The sequence below is a fragment of the Mycolicibacterium frederiksbergense genome (genome assembly GCF_012223425.1).
In the GTDB taxonomy this organism is placed as follows: Bacteria; Actinomycetota; Actinomycetes; order Mycobacteriales; family Mycobacteriaceae; genus Mycobacterium; species Mycobacterium frederiksbergense.
In genome coordinates this window covers 5,758,513-5,776,198 of record NZ_CP038799.1, presented here as the reverse complement: position 1 = coordinate 5,776,198, position 17,686 = coordinate 5,758,513, and the positions used below count along the sequence as shown (strand labels likewise).

The following is a 17,686-nucleotide window of genomic DNA, read 5'->3' as shown; positions in this document are numbered from 1 at the left end:
GACGCTCATCGCGGGAACGGTGCTCGCTTGCGTGAGAGTGATGTCGCCGATGCCGCGGACGGCGTGGGTCGGCCGACCGTGACCGTCGTGATCCCGACCCGCAACGAAGCGCGAAACCTGCCCTATGTCGCAAAACGGATGCCTCCGGTCGACCAGATCATCGTCGTCGACGGCGCGTCGGTGGACAACACGATCGAGGTTGCCCGTCAGCTGTGGCCGGATGCGCTGATCATCAACCAATCTCGGCGCGGCAAGGGCAATGCGCTGGCATGTGCCTTCGAGGTCAGCGCCTGCGACATCGTGGTGATGATCGACGCCGACGGGTCGACCGACCCGGCCGAGATCCCGGACTTCGTCGCGGCCCTGGAGTCGGGTGCCGACTTCGCAAAAGGCAGCCGCTTCACGAGCTCCGGTGGCAGCGACGACATCACTCAGCTCCGCAGGGTCGGCAACAAGGGGCTCAACTGGCTGGTGAACCAACTGTTTGCCACGCGATTCACCGATCTTTGCTACGGGTACAACGCCTTCTGGCGCCGGCACCTCACAGTGCTCGATCTGCCGCCTACGGATGTCCAGGAAGCGCAATGGGGTGACGGGTTTGAAATCGAGACCGTCATCAATGTCCGCGTGGCCCGCAACGGACTGAAGATCAAAGAGGTCAGCAGTTTTGAGGGCAAACGCATCTACGGGCGCAGCAACCTCAACGCCGTCACCGACGGTCTGCGGGTACTGCGCACCATCGGTCGCGAACGCCGACTGCATCGTGCCGCCACCGCGTCGGCAAAAGCGCCGGCGACATCGCGATGAGCGCGCTTCGTCGGGCAGGAGCGAAGCGACCCGGGGTGAAAGAACTGCGCGAGAAGCTGGGCCACACAATGTCACTCGCTCAGAGCATCGGCGCCCTGAACGCACTCAACCTCGTCGCGCGGCGCTCGCTCGGAATGGCCAAACCCATCACGGTCAGCTGCGGTACGCATCGCCTGGCGGTGCGCCCGCTGGACAGCGACCCGTTCGTGCTCGCTCAGATCTTCACCGAACGCGAGTATGACGCCCGCCCGTTCTGGATGGAGCGGCTGAATGCGGTGGCGGCGCAGATGCGGCAGGCCGGAAAGGTCCCGCTGATCATCGATGCCGGGGCGAATGTCGGCTACTCCGCGTTGTATCTGGCCGAAAAGTTCCCGGAAGCCGTCATCCTCGCGGTGGAGCCAGACCGCAACTGCATCGATCTGATCGAACGCAACTGCGCGGGAAATCCTCGGATCCGGCCCGTCCATGCGGCGGTGTGGAGCCACGAGAACGGTGTCGACCTGACCACGCGGGAGGAGGGATCCTGGGCCAACCGGGTGACCGATGACGGCACCACGGCCTCGGTCACCATGGAGACGCTGATCGCCGAAATCCCGGATGCCGCACCGCTCATCGTGAAGCTCGATATCGAAGGCGCGGAATCAGAGGTCTGCCGGGCGTCCCCGGGTGCCGTCTCGTCCTTCGCCTGCATCATGATCGAGCCCCACGACTGGATGCTGCCGGGTTCGGGTGGCCTTGCGCCGCTCTATGAGGCGGTGGCCGGAAAGAAGATGGATACCCTCATTCGGGACGAAACCCTGATGCTCTTCGACTGTGCTGTGCTGGAACAGTTCAGCGCGGTCCAACTCACTCGGTGACGCCCCTTCTCAGGCGTGCCGTACTGACTACGAAGCGCGTTTTTGTACAACGGGTATCGGCCCTAGCGGCCGACGCCGGGTAGGAGCGCGCTCCCGGTGTCTATCCGTGAAGTGTGTCTGCGGTGTGCGTAATTGTGCTTCCTGAAAGAGCTTTCAGCAAAGTCGCCGGCGTGCGGCGGTAGGCATTGTTAACCACGCTGCGCTGCAATAACATTCGCGACAGCCACATCTGGCTGATCACCCATCAAATCAATTTAGGAGAACCGTGTCACTCGCTGTTCACGCGGACTCGGGGCGCGACTTCTGGTCTGCACCTTCGTCATCCGCACCTCTCAAGAAGAGGTTGATACTCGCATCGGTGGCGATGACAGGCGCGTCGGTCATCGCCGCGGCGCCTGTCGCATCCAACCTGCCGGCACTGGAGATCGCTCAGCAACGCGCGGTCGAGCTTGCTGCCTTCGAGAACCCGTTCGCGGTGCTGTACGGCACGGTCTCGAACACGTTCAAGAACCTGAGCGCCCGGGGCGGCGAGATCAACGCCACCCTGCTGCCGAACCTGTCTGCGATCCTGGGCAATGAGGAACTCCAGCGCGAGCTCGCGGTCATCCTGTTCCGGCCGGAGACCGTCGCACAGCAGCTGCAGGACCGGTTGGCCGAGCATCAGGAGACCCTGCGACTGGGGTACGAGCAGTCGCAGGCGGGTTGGGCGGCCCATAACGAGCTGCTGCCCGGCGTGATGGAGCGCGCGCAGGCCGAGCTGCTGGCCGGCCATTTCACCGAGGCGTTCGCTCATATCAACGACTGGTTCATCTTCGGGCTCGGCGCGGCGGGCTGGCCGCTGTACCCGAGCTTCGCCGTTCCGGGACAGGTCGCCCGTGACGTCGGCGGACCGGCCATCGGTGCCATCCTGGATGCTCTGCTCGTCGGTGACACCACGCTCGCCGGCTACCCGCACGCCATTCTGGTTCCCTTTGTGAGCGCCATCTTCCGGTTCACCGACAGCCTCGACGAGATCCACGTGGCGACGCAGGCCGGTGATGTGGTGACGGCTGTCAGCCACATGGTCAACCTGCCGGCGAAGGTGTTGAACGCGTTCCTCAACGGGTATCGCCCGAGCATCGCCGACGAGTGGGCGTTCTTTCCGGGCATCCTCACCGCGGGCGGGCCCATCGACTCCTTCCTGGTGCAGTACCCGACGCTGATCGCCAAGGCGCTGGGCCTGATCCCGAAGACGACACAGACGGTCGAGGAACCCACCGCGACGTTGGCCAAGGTGTCGTCGACCGATACCGTCGCCGACTCCGATCTGGTGACACTGAGCGTCGAGACGGCCACCGGCGGGGCCACCCCGGTGGAGTCGATGGCAGCGAGCACCGAGACCGAGGAATCGGCCGAAACAACCGAGGAGACCGTGGTTTCCGAGGGCGAGGTCACCGAGGACGCCAGCACCGAGGATGTCGTCACCGAGGACGTCAGCACCGAGGACGTCAGCACCGAGGATGAGGCCGAGACGGCAGTCGAGTCTCCGGCCGACACCGCGGTCGAGCCGGTCGGCACGGAGACCACTCCCGGGACGACCGACACGGAGACCGACGCCAAGGACGACAGCAAGGCCGACAGCAAGGCCGACAGCAAGGCCGACAGCAAGGCCGACAGCAAGGCCGACAGCAAGGCCGACAGCAAGGCCGACACCAAGGCCGACAGCAAGGCCGACAAGTCGGACAAGAAGGCCGACAGCGCGTCCAGTAGCACCGGCTCGGACAGGAAGTCCGGCAGCAGCTCCTCGGGCAACTCCGGTAGCAGCAGCAGCGACTAGTCTCCGCTGACCGCAGTACGGCCCCCTCTCCCGAGGGGGCCGTACCTCGTTCCGGGGACCCGCAGCGATCAGAGCCGGTGCTGCTCGCTGGTCATCATGTCGACGACCCGGCCCACGTGCGGCTCGCGCACCACCGAGTCATGGTCGCAGTTGATGCGCTGCACGGTGAGTTCGCCGGTGAGCACCTGTGGCCATACCCGGTCGTCATCGCGGTTGAAGCTGCTGAGCACCAGCAGTGTGCGGCCCGAATAGGGTTTCGGTCGATGCAGTCGGCCCACTCGGACCCCGACCTCCCGCAGCGCGGCGACCTTCTCCTCGGGAGTGCCGTCGATGATGCCGGCCAGCGGGAGCCACAGCCGCTGGCGCCACAACACGGCCGCGGCCGCCGGTGGCTGTTCCAGCAGCGTCGATCCGACGTCGGGCAGGTCACGTCGCGCCGCGCGGACGGTTCGCGGCGGCAGGAAGGGATCGAGCAGGGTGACGAGCTCGACCTCATGGCCCAGCGCCGTGAGCCGGTTTGCGATATCCATCGCGATGAAAGCGCCCAGTGAATGTCCGGTCAGGGTATAGGGCCCCTCGGGCTGCAGTGCCAACAGATCCGGCAGATGTCGCCGTGCTGCGCGGGCGATCGTCCAGTCAGGGAAGGCCCGGTTCTCCAGACCTTGCGCCTGGAAGGCGACGACGGCGGTGTCCCGGTCCAGGCGGTCGGTCAGCGGTACGAACGACAGTGCCGACGCGCCGGCACCGGCGAAGCAGAACACCGTCTTTCGGGTGCTATCGGTCGGCGGGCGCAGGAGCACGGTTGTCGGCCCGATCCGCTTGTCCCGGCCGACGGCATCGCCGGCCAGGCGGCCCGCCACCACCTCGGTGAACTGCGCAACCGTCGGCGCGATGGCCAGATCCGAGGAGGCAAGCCGCACCTGGTGGCGCTCGCCGACCAGTCCGATCATCTGCTGGACGTTCAGTGAATCCCCGCCCAGCGCATAGAAATTCTCGTCTCGTCCGACCTGGGTCAACCGCAGGACCTCCGACCACGCGCCGGCGATCTCGGTCTCCAGGCCCGGTTCGGCCGGGACGATCGGCCCGCGGGTCGGTGCGGGCAGAGCCCGGCGGTCGACCTTTCCGCGTTCGTTGCGGGGCAACGCCTGCAGCATCACGACATGGGTCGGGACCATCCAGGCGGGCAGCCGGGTGTGCAGTTGGGCACGGACATCGGCCACCGCGGGGCTGCGGATCTCCGGATCGGGTGCCACATAGGCTGTCAGGACCGGTGTCTCGGCGAATTGGTCGGCGACCACCAGAGCCTCCCGGATCCCCGGGCAGTCGAGCAGGGCGGCTTCCACTTCGGCCGGTTCGACCAGGTACCCACGGATCTTCACCGCGGCATCGACCCGTCCGAGTACCACGAGCACACCGTCGTCGGTGATCCGGGCGCGATCGTTGGTGACGAATGTGCGGCTACCGTCCGGGTTCTCGGTGAAGGTCGTCGAGGCGCTGTCCGGCTTGAGGTAGCCGGCGGCCAGGTACGGCGAGGTGACCGTCAACTGACCGTGAGCGTCGATGTGGAGTTGCTTGTGCGGTACCGCCACACCGGCCGGAATGACGCCCGCCGGGATGTCGTCGCCCGGCCAGATGTCGAAGTGCGCGATGCCCAGTGTCTCCGACGAGCCGGCCCAGTTGGTCAGCACGGCATGGGGCGCGAGCGCTCGGGCCCGGCGGATCACGTTGCTGTAGATGGGTTCCCCGGTGGTGACGATGCGCTGAACCCGGTGCAGAACGCGATCGCCTGCCGCCTCGGTCAGCGATTGCAGGAACGACGGGGTGCACATCACGATGTCGGTGTCGACGATCCGGTCGATCGCCGATTCGGGGGTGCAGTTGCGGGGATCGATGGCGATGATCTCGGCACCCGACAGCAAGGCCCCTACCAGCACGTTGAGCCCGGCCGCGAAGCTCACCGGCATGCACAGGGCGACCTTGCTGTCCTCGACGATGCCGAACCGGTCGCGGTGCAGAATCCAGTCGCTCAACCAGGTTCCGTGCACGTGCAGCACGGCCTTGGGCTCACCGGAGGAACCGGAGGTGAACTGGATGCTGGTCACCGTCTGCAGGCCGAGCGCCGGCGCGGCCGTCGGTGGTACGGCCGACTGCGGCGGCTGGGCGGCCGGCCACACCGAGTGGTCCGTGCCGAGTTGGTGCGCCAGCGCGTTGCCGGCGTCGTCCATGACAATCGTGTCGAGCCGGTAGCCCTGTTCGCGCAGGGCGCCGAAGATGTGGGTCATCCGGTCCTGTGGGAGTGCGGGATCCAGTGGGACCAGCGGTGTGCCTGCGGCGAAACTACCGAGGACCACGGCGGCGGTGTGCGGGTTCAGATCGCCCACCATGGCCACCGCCGACGCGGCCTGGTCGCGCCCGCACAGCGCCGATCTCCACTCCGCGGCGGCCGATCGCAGTGCACCGTAGCTGATGGATCCCTGTTCGGTGCGCAACGCCACCTGATGCTGTTTCTGCTCGGAGATCTGCTCGAATCGCTGACTCACCGAGTCGAATTCGATGGGCGCGACATGCGAGAGATCGGGCCGCACCATTGCCCGCACCGGACTGTCCAGGGTGTGCCCACGCGGCGTCACCGCAACCTTGCGCAGCAGCCCCACCGTGGGCAGCAGGACGACCAGCGTGATGAGCAGCTCACCGGTGAGGTAGGTGTATCCCACCGCGTTGATACCCCACCGCGGCGTGGTGAGGATGACACCGACGACCACCAGCACGCCCAACAGCACCTGGGAGATGACGGCCAGCCGCAGTGTGCGTTGCAGCCGCGCCAACGCGGTATAGATCGTGGTCAGTGCGACGGCGGGCAGCACCAGTGCCATGATCCTGATCAGCGTGGTGCCGTTCTCCGCGTAGCGCGGACCGAGAATGCCCAGGATGAACGGGGCCAGCAGTATCAGCGTCACGCAGCCCGCCACCGCGGACCCGCCACACAGCAGGACGAACCGCTTGGTGCAGGCTCGCACATCTGCACCGGGCGTGGAGGCCGCCGCGATGAACGGTGCCGAGGTCGCCACGATCAGCGCCCCGAGGGTGTTGACCACCAGCCAGCACATGGAGAAATAGGCGTTCATCTCGGTGCCCAGTTGGGCGACGACGATGAGCGGCACCACGAGGGGGACGATGACGTTGATGGCATTGATGGCATAGGAACTGGCGAAGAAGGTGAACAGCTCGCGGCGGGCCGGCAGATTCGGCGTCCCGGTGCGGGCACCGGTTTCGCGTCGGATGATGACCACCGCGATGATGGCCGTGATGGCAGCGGCCGGCAGCACCCAGGACCAGACGATCGCGGCACCGGTCGCCAGCGGGATGAGTGCCGTGATCACGATCAGCTTCGCCGTGGACTGGCTGATGTTCTTGATCGCGATCGTGCGCGCCCGGCTCAGTCCGATCAGGATCTGATCCTGTAGCGCGTAGATCGCCAGTACCGCGACGAACAATGGGAAGAGCAGCATCTCAAGCGGATTCGGGAACAGCTGGGCCCGCGGTCCGACACCGATGAAGATGACGCCGAACAATACTGCGGCGCAGGCGACGAATGCGGTGCCCTCGCGCACGAGGCGTTGCGTTCGGACGCCGGCCAGGGGCAGGAACCGTTCGTAGAGGCTGCCGAGGCTGAAGTTGGCGAGGATGGCGATCAGTGTGGCCGAGGAGATGATGGCCGACGCGCGGCCGACCTCCGCGGTGTCATAGCCGCGCGCCGCGACCGTCCAGAAGACGAAACCCAGGACGCCGGTCGCTGCGCTCGATGTCATCACCGCGACGATGTCGATGCCGAGTCCGCCGCCGGTCACCGCGGTGACCGGCGCCCCCAGTTGGGCGGGGGGAGGGGGATTTTGCTGCGTGCGCAGGGCGTCGGGGCCGCCAGAGATCGGCATGGGGTGTGGTCCTAGCGGGAGGGGTGATCGGGCGGGGAGTGCCGCCTGAAGAACAATACGGACTCGACTAAGAATTGGTTAGCCTACCCAAAGTAGTGATACGCATCATAGCGGTGAAGGTAGCCACCCGAAGGGTGTCCTGCGTTGCTAATCTGCGTCCAGTCGACTCGAACTGCGTTGCGCTGATGGTCTTTCCATCGCCCAGATGGCGAGCAACCGGTCTTGTGAGTCGTGTCTCGGCGATCAGGGAAAGCCTCCGTATCGGAGGATGGTGAGGTAGTGCGTCCGTTAGTTCTGGCCCGGGTCACCGGGTGGGTATCGCTGGTGCCGCTGGTGTACTTCGCCGCCGAGTGGGTGGTCTCGGCTTCCTGGCGCGGCCTCTACGGCTACCGCGACGATCTGGTCGGCCCGCTGGGAATCGCGTTCTGCGGACCGGTCGGCAACTGGCCGTGCAGCGAATTGTACCGGGTGATGAACGTCGCCCTGGTGGCAACGGGTGTGGCAGTCGCCTTTGTCGCGGCCAGCTTGGGCGCGCAACGCAGGGCCGACCGCGGCAGCGTCCTTCTGCTGCTGGTGTCGGGAGTGGCCCTGGCCGCCAGCGGCATCATCACCCAGAACGTGAGCTACTCCTGGAACACCACCGCCACCGCGGTTTTCATGTCGCTGGGATCGGTGAGCGCGTTGCTCATCGCCGTGACCTCGACGGCAGCCATGTCGGGGGAGCGGCGCGGCGTCGCGGTGCTCGCCGGCTTGATCGGACTGTGCGGCTATCTCGTCTACGTGGGTGGGCAGGACGTCTTCGGCCCCGGTGGGGCCCAGCGACTGTGCGTCTACGGAACCCTGGTGGCGGTCATCACCGTCGGGACTGCCGCTTTCGTGCACGCACCGGCCCGGGACAGCGGCAGCCGTGAGCTCGTCGGGCACACACGATGAACGACAGGCGGTTCCGGCGATGACCGCGACGCTGCAGCCGAGCGTCGGTCATGTTCCGACCGGCGCGGCGGCTCAACCCGCCCGGCGCCGGGTACCCGTTCTGCGGCTGAGGCAGCCCGATCTCGCGGTCGCGGGTGCGGCCGCGGGTGTTCTCGCGCTGACCGGGCTGCCGGACGGGGTGCGGGCGGTCAGCTTGATGGTGTTCGTCGCCATCGGTCCCGGCGCAGCGGTGCTGACCTGGGTACGTATCCCGCGGCGGGCCGTGTTGTCCACGGTGCCGATACTGGGCGCGGCGATCACCACGTTGGTGGCGATGGCGGCGATGTGGTCATATCGATGGAGCCCGCCCGAGATCCTGTGGGTGCAGATCGTCGGGGTGTGCGGGAGCAGCGCGTACTGGTACTACCGCCACCGTGACACCCCGCTGACCGCTGCCACCGGTGTCCGTTGGCGGCCGGTCCCCGTTTCGTCCGTGGCTGGTCAGTCGGTTGTCCGCGAACACCTTTCGCTGCTGCTCAGTGCCCTCGCCCTGGGGGTCTGGCTGGCTGCCGTACCTGGACTTCCCGGCGTCGAGGCCAGCTACTACGGCCTGCTGTTCTCCGGGACGGGACCGTTGCTTGCCGTCTGCATCGTCGTCTGCGCATGGGCGTTACTGGTTGCGGTGCGTGACCGCCGGTTGATTCCGGCGGCGGTCGCGGTCGGTGCGGCCATCATCGTTTCCCGGGTCACCACCGTGGTGGCCACCGAGGTCCCGCTCTATGACTGGACCTACAAACATCTCGCGGTCGTCGACTACATCCTGGTGAACGGGCGCATCGCGCCCGACGGCACCGACATCTACGCGCAATGGTCGGCGTTCTTCGTGATGTTCGCGTGGTTCAGCGATGTCACCGGCATCGCCCCGATCACCATCGCCCATGTCTTCGCCCCGGTCATCCATGTGCTCATTGCGCTTGCCGTCTACTGCGCGGCGCGGGTTCTCGGGCGCTCGCGTCGCACCGCGATCGCCGCGGCCTTCCTGGCCGAGGTGTTCAACTGGGTGGGGCAGGAATACTTTTCGCCGCAGGCATGGTCTCTGGCGTTGGCCTTCGGCATGATCGTGCTGTTGCTGGCATCGCCACGTAGCCGTGCGAGCGGGGTGCTGGCCATCGTGGTGTTCGCGGCGACGGTGCCCACCCACCAACTCACCCCCTTCTGGGCGGTCGCGGTGGCATGCGGGCTGTGTGTGTTCAGGCGCGCCCGGCCCTGGTGGATCTCGGTGGTGATGGTGGCGATCGTGGGCAGTTACCTGCTGCTGAACCTGGAGGCGGTGCTGCCCTACGGCATGTTCTCCGGAAGCAGCGTGGTGAGCAACGCCACCAGCAACGTCGTCAGTTCCGGTATGCCCGCAAAGGATTTCACCTCGGCGGTGGTACGCGCGCTGTCACTCACGGTGGTGGCCACGGCCTTCGGCAGTGCGATCTGGTTGTGGCGGCGCAAGCGCCCGGTGATCGGGCTGTCCATCGTGGCCTTCTCATCGTTCGGCCTGCTGCTGGGGCAGAACTACGGCGGCGAGGCCATCTTCCGGGTGTATCTGTACGCGCTGCTCGGCTGCGCGATCCTGATCGCGCCCGCCGTGGTGGCTGCCGTCGATCGGAAATGGTGCGGTCCGCGCGCCGCCGCCATCCGGGCGATCGCCGTGCTCGGGTTGAGTGGGGTGTCACTCGCCGGGCTGCACGGTTATGTCGCTTTGTGGCCGATGGTGCTGGAGACCCGTGCCCAGGTCGATCTGATGGACTCGATCACCACCGACGCGGATCAGCGCACCAGACTGGTGATGATGCGCCTCGGCGGATTGCCGACCCGACTGAACGCCGACTACGCCGACGTGGTGTATTTCAACCCGTATTTCGACGAGACGATCGCCTACGACCTGTGGGATGGTCAGGATCCGAATCTCGCGGAGCTGAAGAAGAACTTCCCCGCTGAGAACGACATCGACATCCTCAATGACAACGCCACCCGCGAGGCATACATGGCGTACCTGATGTTCAGCGAGCAGTCGAACAAGGCGCTGCGCTACTACGGCGACTACCGTCCCGAGTCGATCGAGATCCTGCAGGAGGCGCTGCGAAACTCGCCGAACTGGTCGGTGTTCTACGAAGACGGCGCCACGCTGGTGTTCCGGAGTATCAACCACGAGAACGTAGCCGAAGGGGAGTCCGACGGTGGCTGACACCATGCCGGTCACCGCCACCCGGCTGTCGGTCGTGGTGTGCTGCTACACCGCGGCCCGCCGGGCGCAGGTGCTACGCGTCGTCGAATCGGCGCTGAACCAGCTCGCCGGGACGGGGGATGAGGTCATCGTCGTCGTCGACCACAACGACGATCTGCTCGACGATCTGTCGACCGCACTGCCGGACTCGGTGATCCTCGTTCCCAACACGTGTGAACGGGGGCTGTCCGGCGCCCGCAACACCGGGGTGCGACGTTGCGGCAACGAGATCGTGGTGTTCATCGACGATGACGCGGTGCTCACCGCGGGCGCCCTCGACGGAGCGCGGCGGGCGTTCGTCGACCCGGCCATCGTCGCGATCGGCGGTGCGGTGGACGCGGACTGGCAGGCCGGCTCGGCACCGGACTGGTTCCCCGCAGAGTACGGCTGGGTCGTCGGGTGCGACTACCGGGGACTACCGGCCTGCGGCGATCAGATCCGCAACCCGATCGGCGCGGCCATGGCCGTACGGCGTACCGCTCTGCACCACATCAACGGGTTCTCGACGAAACTCGGCCGGGTGGGCGACCTCCCCACCGGCTGCGAGGAAACGCTGATGGGCGTTCAGCTGCGCGCCGAGTTCCCGGCACAACGGATCATCCGGCACACCGCTTTCCGTGTCTCCCATCATGTTCCCGCGGAGCGCGCCACTCTGCGCTATTTCACCCGTCGCTGCTATCAGGAGGGGCGGTCCAAGGCCGCACTGTCCCGGATCTCCGGTCGGCAGGCCGCGCTCTCCAGCGAACGCAGCTACACCACCCGCATACTCACCTCGGGTGCCTGGCAGGCCCGCCGCAATCCGCGCCGACTGCTCGCGCTGATCGCCGGATTCCTCTACACGGCAACTGGATTCGCGACAGGTCTGCTGGTCACCGCACATCAGGGGCGCCATCGATGAACGCACTGCTGCACCATCCCCGGATCGCGGCCGCCGGCGTCGTCGCGATCTCCTTCTTCGCCGAGTGGCTGTTCCCGGCGGTCAGGCCGGCGGCGCTCATCCTGACCGGTCTGGCCATGACGGTGACGGCGGCGACGCTGGGCGCCCGGCGAGTCGTCGCGGGCACGCCCGCGACCCTGCTCGCGGCGGCCGGGATCGCCATGGCGCTCACCGGTATCGTCGCCGACCACGCGACACGCGCCACCCTGGATGCGGCGTTCGCCGTGCTCGGCGCGACGGGCATCTTCATGATCGGCACCGGCACGAAACTGCCTGCACCACTGCGGCTGCTGCTCGCCGGCGCCGGATCGGCGGCCCTTGTCGGTCATCTCGTATCGGTGAGCGGACAGGCATCCGCGCTGGACACCGTCGTGACCGCAATGCCGGTGAGCTACCCGGTGCTGATGTCGGTCATCGTGCTGGGATGGGCGGCGGGTACGCGCGTGCCCGCCCCCACCGATACGCCCGACGGGGTGCCGGCATGAGGCCGTTGCTGCGATACGGTGCCCTCCTCTTCGTCGGCATACTGGTGTGCTCCTGTGCGCTGACAGGCACCGCCTCCGGGCAACCCCGGGTGCTGTTGGACGCTGAGTTCGATGGGCCCGCGGGCAGTCCGCCCGACGGAATCTGGCAGGTGGCCACCGGCGGAGGCGGCTGGGGCAACAATGAATCGCAGATATACACCGACCACCCCGACAACATCAGCCTGGACGGCAACGGCCACCTGGCCCTGACCGCACGACGGGATGCCGGCGGTCAGATCACCTCCGCACGGATCAGCACCGCCAACACGTTCGCCTTCACCTACGGTCGCGCGGAAGCACGCATATCCCTTCCGGCCGGAACGGGTCTACACCCGGCCTTCTGGCTGCTCGGCGCGAATCTCGACGAAGTCGGGTGGCCGGCGGCCGGTGAGATCGACGTGATCGAGACACTCAACCACGCCACCGAATGGCATTCGGCCGTACACGCCCCGCAGGCGGGAACCGAACGTGGCCAGCAGATGTCGGCGGCGGGTCCGGTCCCGTTCCCGCTGGCCGGTGTGTTCCGCACCTACTGGGTGGAACGCACACCGGGTCGCATCGTCACCGGTGTCGACGATCTCACCCTGCTGACCATCACACCGTTCAACCTCGCGGACGGCGCGACATGGGTTTTCGACGCGCCGTTCGAACTCCTGCTGAATCTGGCGGTCGGCGGGAACTGGCCCGGCCCGGCGGACGGGTCCACCCCGTTCCCGACCACCATGCTCGTCGATTGGGTGAGGGTGACCGAACTGTGACCGCCGATCTGAGGATCGATCCCGTGATGAACTTCGTCGGCAGCCCCGACGGCGGGCACGCCCGCTGGATCGGCTCCCTCGACATCGACACCATCGGTGAACACGATGGTCAGGTCACCGTCGTGATCAATCGGCCGGACGAATACCGCAGGGCACGAATACTTTTGCGAAACGGAACCGATCCGGTCGATTTCGTCGAAGCCGATATCGTGGACGGTGCCGTCACCCTGAGGATTCCGGATCGGCTCCGGGACCCGGCACCGGCCGGGGAGCTTTCGCTGCCGCCGATCTCGGTCGTGCTGTGCACCCGTGACCGACCGGACGACCTGGCCGGTGCGCTCGCCTCACTGCGCACCATCGACTACCCGGACTTCGAGATCGTGGTCGTCGACAATGCCCCTACCACCGATGCCACTGCACGGGTCATCGCCTCCGCTGCCGACCCGCGGGTCCGAAGGGTGACCGAACCCGTTGCCGGACTGTCGAATGCGCGCAATGCCGGGCTGCGCGCCGCCCGCCACGGCATCGTGGCGTTCACCGATGACGATGTCGTGGTGGACCCCCACTGGCTGCACGGGCTGGCCCGCGGATTCGCTCGTGCCGACGACGTGTCCTGTGTGTGCGGCATGGTGCCCAGCGGCGAGCTGCGCACCGCGGCGCAGGCCTATTTCGATCAGCGGGTGTCATGGGCGGCCACGCTGGCACCGCGTACCTACTCACTGGCCGATCCGCCAAAGGATCTGCCGCTGTTCCCGTTTCAGGTCGGCATCTACGGCACCGGTGCGAACTTCGCGATCACACGCGGTGCCGCCATTGCCATGGGCGGGTTCGACGAGGCGCTCGGCGCCGGCACCTCGACCAAGGGTGGTGAGGACATCGACATGTTCTTCCGCCTGGTGGCGGCCGGGCACACCCTGGTCAACGAGCCTGCCGCGATCGTGTGGCACCGTCACCGCAGCGATGGCGGGGCGCTGTTGGTCCAGGCCCGCGGATACGGGCTGGGCCTCGGCGCCTGGCTGACCAAGGTGACACTGGACCGTCAGCACCGGCGACTGGCTTTCGGGGTGGCGCGCCGACACTTCCGGTCCTCGCTGCGTGCCGGTGCTGATTACGGCGCGGTGATGGTGCCCCCGGTCGATCTCGGCGATGACGTGCCCAGGTCGGTCGGACGCACCGAGGTGCTGTCGGTGCTGGGTGGGCCGTGGGCACTGTGGCAGGGACGGCGGCAGGGTCGCCGGTCGTCGCCGATGCGGCGAGCGGGTTAGCCGGACGAGAGGAGATCGGTCACGGTCTGGGGGAGCAGACCCAGTGCCGTGCTGATCGCGTCCGGGTCGAACACCGAGCGATGGAATTCGGCGGTGAACCACAGGTTCTGCGCCACGGTCACCGAGGTCACCGTCACCCCGGTGGGTGTCGCGGGATCGTTGGCCACCAGCATGCAGGCCTGCTCCGCAGAGATGAACGGCCACGGGCCGTTCCACTGCGGCGAGCCCAGGTTCGAGTGCAGCAGTTGCAGTTTCGGCGTAGCCGGTACCGGTAGCGCGTGGGGACCGCGCCCGCTGCGGCTGCGGGCCTTCGCGGTGCCCACCAACAGATTCGCCACCGGCCGGCCGGTCGTGGCGGCCTCGGTCATCTCGTGGTGCAGGCGCGCCGGGCCGCCGGCGCGGTCGATGACGAAATCGAGGCCGGCCGAGAACGAGGCCAACGTGTCGCGGCCGCCGGGGAGAAATCGGCGTACGTCGAAGGGAATCTTCACCACATCGTCCACGGCGATTCCGGCCCGTTCGAACGACGACCACAGCGCGCAGGTGAACACCGCCACCATGCTCACCCCGGGCAGGCACCGATCACGGAGGGCGCGCAACTCGGCGACCTGCCCGGCGTCCAGACCGATCACCCGGGTGGCCGGCGTCGGGGTGAACGCCGTGCCGTGCCCCGGCGTTTCCGCACCGGGTGGCGCGGTAGCGGTTCGGGTGCGGTGAGCTGCGAGCAGTTTCGCCAGCCGGGCCGGGTTGGCGCCGAAGGTCGCGACCGCCGCGGCGGCCAGCGGGGAACGGGTGCGTGCGTAGGGCCGCCAGGTCGCGGTGTCGCGTGCATCGGTGATACCGAACAGCACGTCCAGCAGTGTGTGGATGAGCGGGATCTCACCAAGCCCGTGGCTGAAGTCGATCGCCAGCCAGTCACCGGCGGTGGCCAGCGTGACAGCGCGGTCGTCGATGCCGCGCACGGTCTGTAGCAGATCGATGAGCGTCGCCGAATCTTTGGGCGCAGCAATCGGATACACCCGAGGTTCGGCAGACTCGCGCACTCGGCGCCACCGGCTACCTGCCGCCGAGGGCTCCAGGCACAGGCGGGCGAGCGGTCCTGCCGCGGTCATCGCATCGAGCCGTGTGGTCAGCTGATCATGCGACGGAAGCGTCAGTGGACCGACGACGACGGCCGACCGGCGATGGCTGTGCACCATATCGAGGGCCGCCACCCGGACGTGCCCGTCGATCACGGGGTCACCCCGACGCGGCTACGACGGCGGCGGCGCCGGAAACGCCGCACTGTCTTCATCTTTCACTGCCGGGACTGCGTCATCGTCGTGCTCGTCGTGGTGGTTGCGGTCGCTGATCATCAGCGATGCCAGGGCACCGACGACACACACCACCGCGGTGATGGCGAATATCTCGCCGTACTGCATGGTGTAGGCGATCCGGGTGTTCTCCATCAACTGTCGGCCGGCGTCCAGCAGATTGCCGGTGTCCACGACGGGCAGCGACTGCAGGATCTGGTTGAAGCGGTACAGACCCCAGGCCGACAACGCGGCCATACCGATGAGCATGCCGATCATCCGGGAGACGACCACCGACGCCGATGCGATGCCGTGTTCGGCGACCGGCACCACCCGTAGCGCCGCGGAGGTCAGTGGACCGATCACGAGTCCGAGTCCGAAACCGGCCAGCGCCAGGTCGGTGTCGAACGCGGGCAGCGTGAACACCCCGAGATCGTGACGCGCCGAGAGCACGTTGACATCCCAGTGCGAGATCAGCCAGTAGCCGAACGCGGCGATCAGCAGACCGGCGACCGCGATGGGCCGATCGCCGATGCGGGTGGCCAGCCAGCCGCCGAGCAACGCACCGATCGGAAGCGCGATGAGGAACCGCAGCAGCAACACCACGGCTTCGTTCTTGTCCATGCCGAGCACGCCCTGGCCGAACAGTTCGACGTTGACCAGCGTCACCATCAGTGCGGCGCCTGCAGTCAACGACGCGGCCAGCGAGGCCAGGAACGGGCGGAACTTCACCCCGGCCGGCTCCAGCAGTCTGGTGGTGGCCTTCTTTTCCCAGACGAAGAACCCGACCATGGTCAGCACCGCCACGATCAGCAGCGGAATTCCGTAGCTGGGCAACAGGTTCTTGCCGTCCGGTGCCGGGTTGTACAGGCCGACGACGGCCGCGCCGAGCGCAATCGCCAGCAGGAGGCCGCCGATGACGTCCACCTTCTGTTGTGGTTGATCCCGGTCCCGGGAGGGCACGCTGAAGTGGATCATGACCATCGCGACGGCGGCCATCGGGATGTTGATCCAGAAGATGTCACGCCAGGTATTCAGCGCCCATACGACCGCGATGCCGTACAGCGGACCCAGCACGCTGCCGAGTTCCTGTGCCGCACCGATGCCGCCGAGCACGGTGGCGCGCCCGCGGGCCGACCAGAGATCGGCCGCCAGTGCCAGGGTGACCGGAAGCAGGGCGCCACTGGCGATTCCCAGGATGGTGCGTCCGATGACCAGGGTGGTCAGGTCACCGGCGAGGGCGGTGACCACCGATCCGACCATGAATCCGAGCAATCCGGCCTGCAGTATCAGCTTGCGCCCGAACCGGTCGGAAGCCTTGCCCAGCAGGGGCATGGCCGCGATGTAGCCGAGCAGATAGCTCGTCACGATGGGCGTGACCTGCTGAATCTGATTTATCGGGATGCCGACATCGCGCATGATGTCGGTCATGATGGTGATGACGACGTAGGTGTCGAGTGCACCGAGGGTGACCGCGAGGCCACCGGCACTGATGGCCAGGCGCCGGTTGGTGCCCGCCGAACCCGCTGCCCGGTGGCTGTTGGCCGCCGTCATCAGCTACCGGGCTTCGCGACGGTGACGGTCTTGCCCCAGTCGGTGAGGGTCATGGTGATGGTGTTGCCCGCCGATGGTGCGATCTGGACCTGCGCCAGCTGGTGGTCGCCATCCTCACGGATCCATGCGGTGGCCGGGGCCGGGGCGCTCTGGTTGAGCTGCGGGGCGATCTTGTTGACCGCTTCGGCGCTGACGGTGCCGGTGATCTTGACTGCGTCGGAACCGCCGATTGCCTCGCGGCCCTCGGCCTTGGGATCGGAGAAACTGGCCAGGATGTTGGCCAGGCCGGTGTCCGGGTTCAGGATGGCCGAGACGTCATAGATGTCGGCGGCAGGACCGAAGTTCTGCATGTTGCCGCCCTTGGTGATGGCGCCGTACAGATCGCCGTCGGCCACGACGAAGGCGACGTCGGTCAGCTTCTGGCCGAGGAAGATGATGTCGGCCTCGCCCTGCGCTGCGACCGCGGGGGCGTTGGTCAGATCGCCGCTGAGGCTGGCGATGGGCAGTTCCTTGATCTCACCGCCGACGAGCAGCTCAAGGTGCACGCTCTGCTCGCTGCGGGTGGTCTCGGCGGATTCGGTGATGAGCGTGGCCGCTTCGGGGAGCGGGGCGTCGTTGGTCTTCGACCCGCAGCCGACGAGCGCTGCGGCCACCGCCAGGATGGCGAGGAAGGGAAGAAGGATCCGGACTGCACGGGGGCGCGTCTGCATGCTCTGCATCGTAGTGGGTCTGCCCGAGTGCCCCCGAGCTACGGGGA

13 protein-coding genes are annotated in these 17,686 nt (G+C 67.1%); 9 read left to right on the top strand and 4 right to left on the bottom strand.

Features of this window, described 5'->3' with window-relative positions:
* The first annotated feature begins 27 nt into the window (after positions 1–27).
* The 3 genes from EXE63_RS30830 (at position 28) to EXE63_RS30820 (ending at position 3,480) form a co-directional block, all read left to right on the top strand.
* Positions 28–807, top strand: coding sequence for a glycosyltransferase family 2 protein (locus EXE63_RS30830; RefSeq protein WP_234904334.1), 780 nt, complete (start codon positions 28–30; stop codon positions 805–807).
* Positions 808–875: 68 nt separating this feature from the next.
* A complete protein-coding gene (locus tag EXE63_RS30825) occupies positions 876–1,664 on the top strand; it encodes an FkbM family methyltransferase (protein ID WP_168145104.1) in 789 nt (262 codons plus the stop codon).
* Between the two features lie 358 nt (positions 1,665–2,022).
* The gene (locus tag EXE63_RS30820) at positions 2,023–3,480 is read left to right on the top strand and encodes a hypothetical protein (RefSeq protein ID WP_168145103.1); all 1,458 of its coding nucleotides are present in this window, start codon (positions 2,023–2,025) and stop codon (positions 3,478–3,480) included.
* Positions 3,481–3,548: 68 nt separating this feature from the next.
* On the opposite strand, the gene EXE63_RS30815 is transcribed toward EXE63_RS30820, so the two are convergent.
* Entirely contained in the window at positions 3,549–7,412 is a 3,864-nt protein-coding gene (locus EXE63_RS30815; protein WP_168145102.1) for an alpha/beta fold hydrolase, read from the bottom strand.
* Between the two features lie 279 nt (positions 7,413–7,691).
* Between EXE63_RS30815 and EXE63_RS30810 the strand changes: the two genes are divergently transcribed.
* The 6 genes from EXE63_RS30810 to EXE63_RS30785 are packed head-to-tail and all read left to right on the top strand — an operon-like array spanning position 7,692 to position 14,083.
* The gene (locus EXE63_RS30810; RefSeq protein WP_168145101.1) at positions 7,692–8,345 is read left to right on the top strand and encodes a hypothetical protein; all 654 of its coding nucleotides are present in this window, start codon (positions 7,692–7,694) and stop codon (positions 8,343–8,345) included.
* A 19-nt stretch (positions 8,346–8,364) separates the two neighbouring features.
* Complete coding sequence (locus tag EXE63_RS30805; protein ID WP_168145100.1) at positions 8,365–10,560, top strand: hypothetical protein; 2,196 nt, start codon at positions 8,365–8,367, stop codon at positions 10,558–10,560.
* Positions 10,553–11,497: a glycosyltransferase family 2 protein gene (locus tag EXE63_RS30800; protein WP_234904333.1), complete on the top strand. Its 945-nt coding sequence runs from the start codon at positions 10,553–10,555 to the stop codon at positions 11,495–11,497. The genes EXE63_RS30805 and EXE63_RS30800 overlap by 8 nt, the downstream gene beginning before the upstream one ends.
* A complete protein-coding gene (locus EXE63_RS30795) occupies positions 11,494–12,021 on the top strand; it encodes a hypothetical protein (protein WP_168145099.1) in 528 nt (175 codons plus the stop codon). The genes EXE63_RS30800 and EXE63_RS30795 overlap by 4 nt, the downstream gene beginning before the upstream one ends.
* Positions 12,018–12,818, top strand: a complete 801-nt coding sequence (locus EXE63_RS30790) for a glycoside hydrolase family 16 protein (RefSeq protein ID WP_168145098.1) — start codon at positions 12,018–12,020, stop codon at positions 12,816–12,818. The genes EXE63_RS30795 and EXE63_RS30790 overlap by 4 nt, the downstream gene beginning before the upstream one ends.
* A gap of 26 nt (positions 12,819–12,844) precedes the next feature.
* Positions 12,845–14,083 (top strand): glycosyltransferase family 2 protein, encoded by a 1,239-nt coding sequence (locus EXE63_RS30785; protein ID WP_168145868.1) that lies wholly within the window; start codon positions 12,845–12,847, stop codon positions 14,081–14,083.
* Here the strand turns inward: EXE63_RS30785 and EXE63_RS30780 are convergent.
* From EXE63_RS30780 to EXE63_RS30770, 3 genes are read right to left on the bottom strand one after another with little or no spacing between them, the layout of a single operon-like run.
* A complete protein-coding gene (locus EXE63_RS30780; protein ID WP_168145097.1) occupies positions 14,080–15,318 on the bottom strand; it encodes a hypothetical protein in 1,239 nt (412 codons plus the stop codon). The two genes, EXE63_RS30785 and EXE63_RS30780, sit on opposite strands and share 4 nt — an antisense overlap.
* Positions 15,319–15,336: 18 nt before the next feature.
* Positions 15,337–16,929: an MFS transporter gene (locus tag EXE63_RS30775; protein ID WP_168145096.1), complete on the bottom strand. Its 1,593-nt coding sequence runs from the start codon at positions 16,927–16,929 to the stop codon at positions 15,337–15,339.
* Positions 16,929–17,639, bottom strand: coding sequence for an LppX_LprAFG lipoprotein (locus tag EXE63_RS30770; RefSeq protein ID WP_168145095.1), 711 nt, complete (start codon positions 17,637–17,639; stop codon positions 16,929–16,931). The genes EXE63_RS30775 and EXE63_RS30770 overlap by 1 nt, the downstream gene beginning before the upstream one ends.
* Positions 17,640–17,686 lie beyond the last annotated feature (47 nt).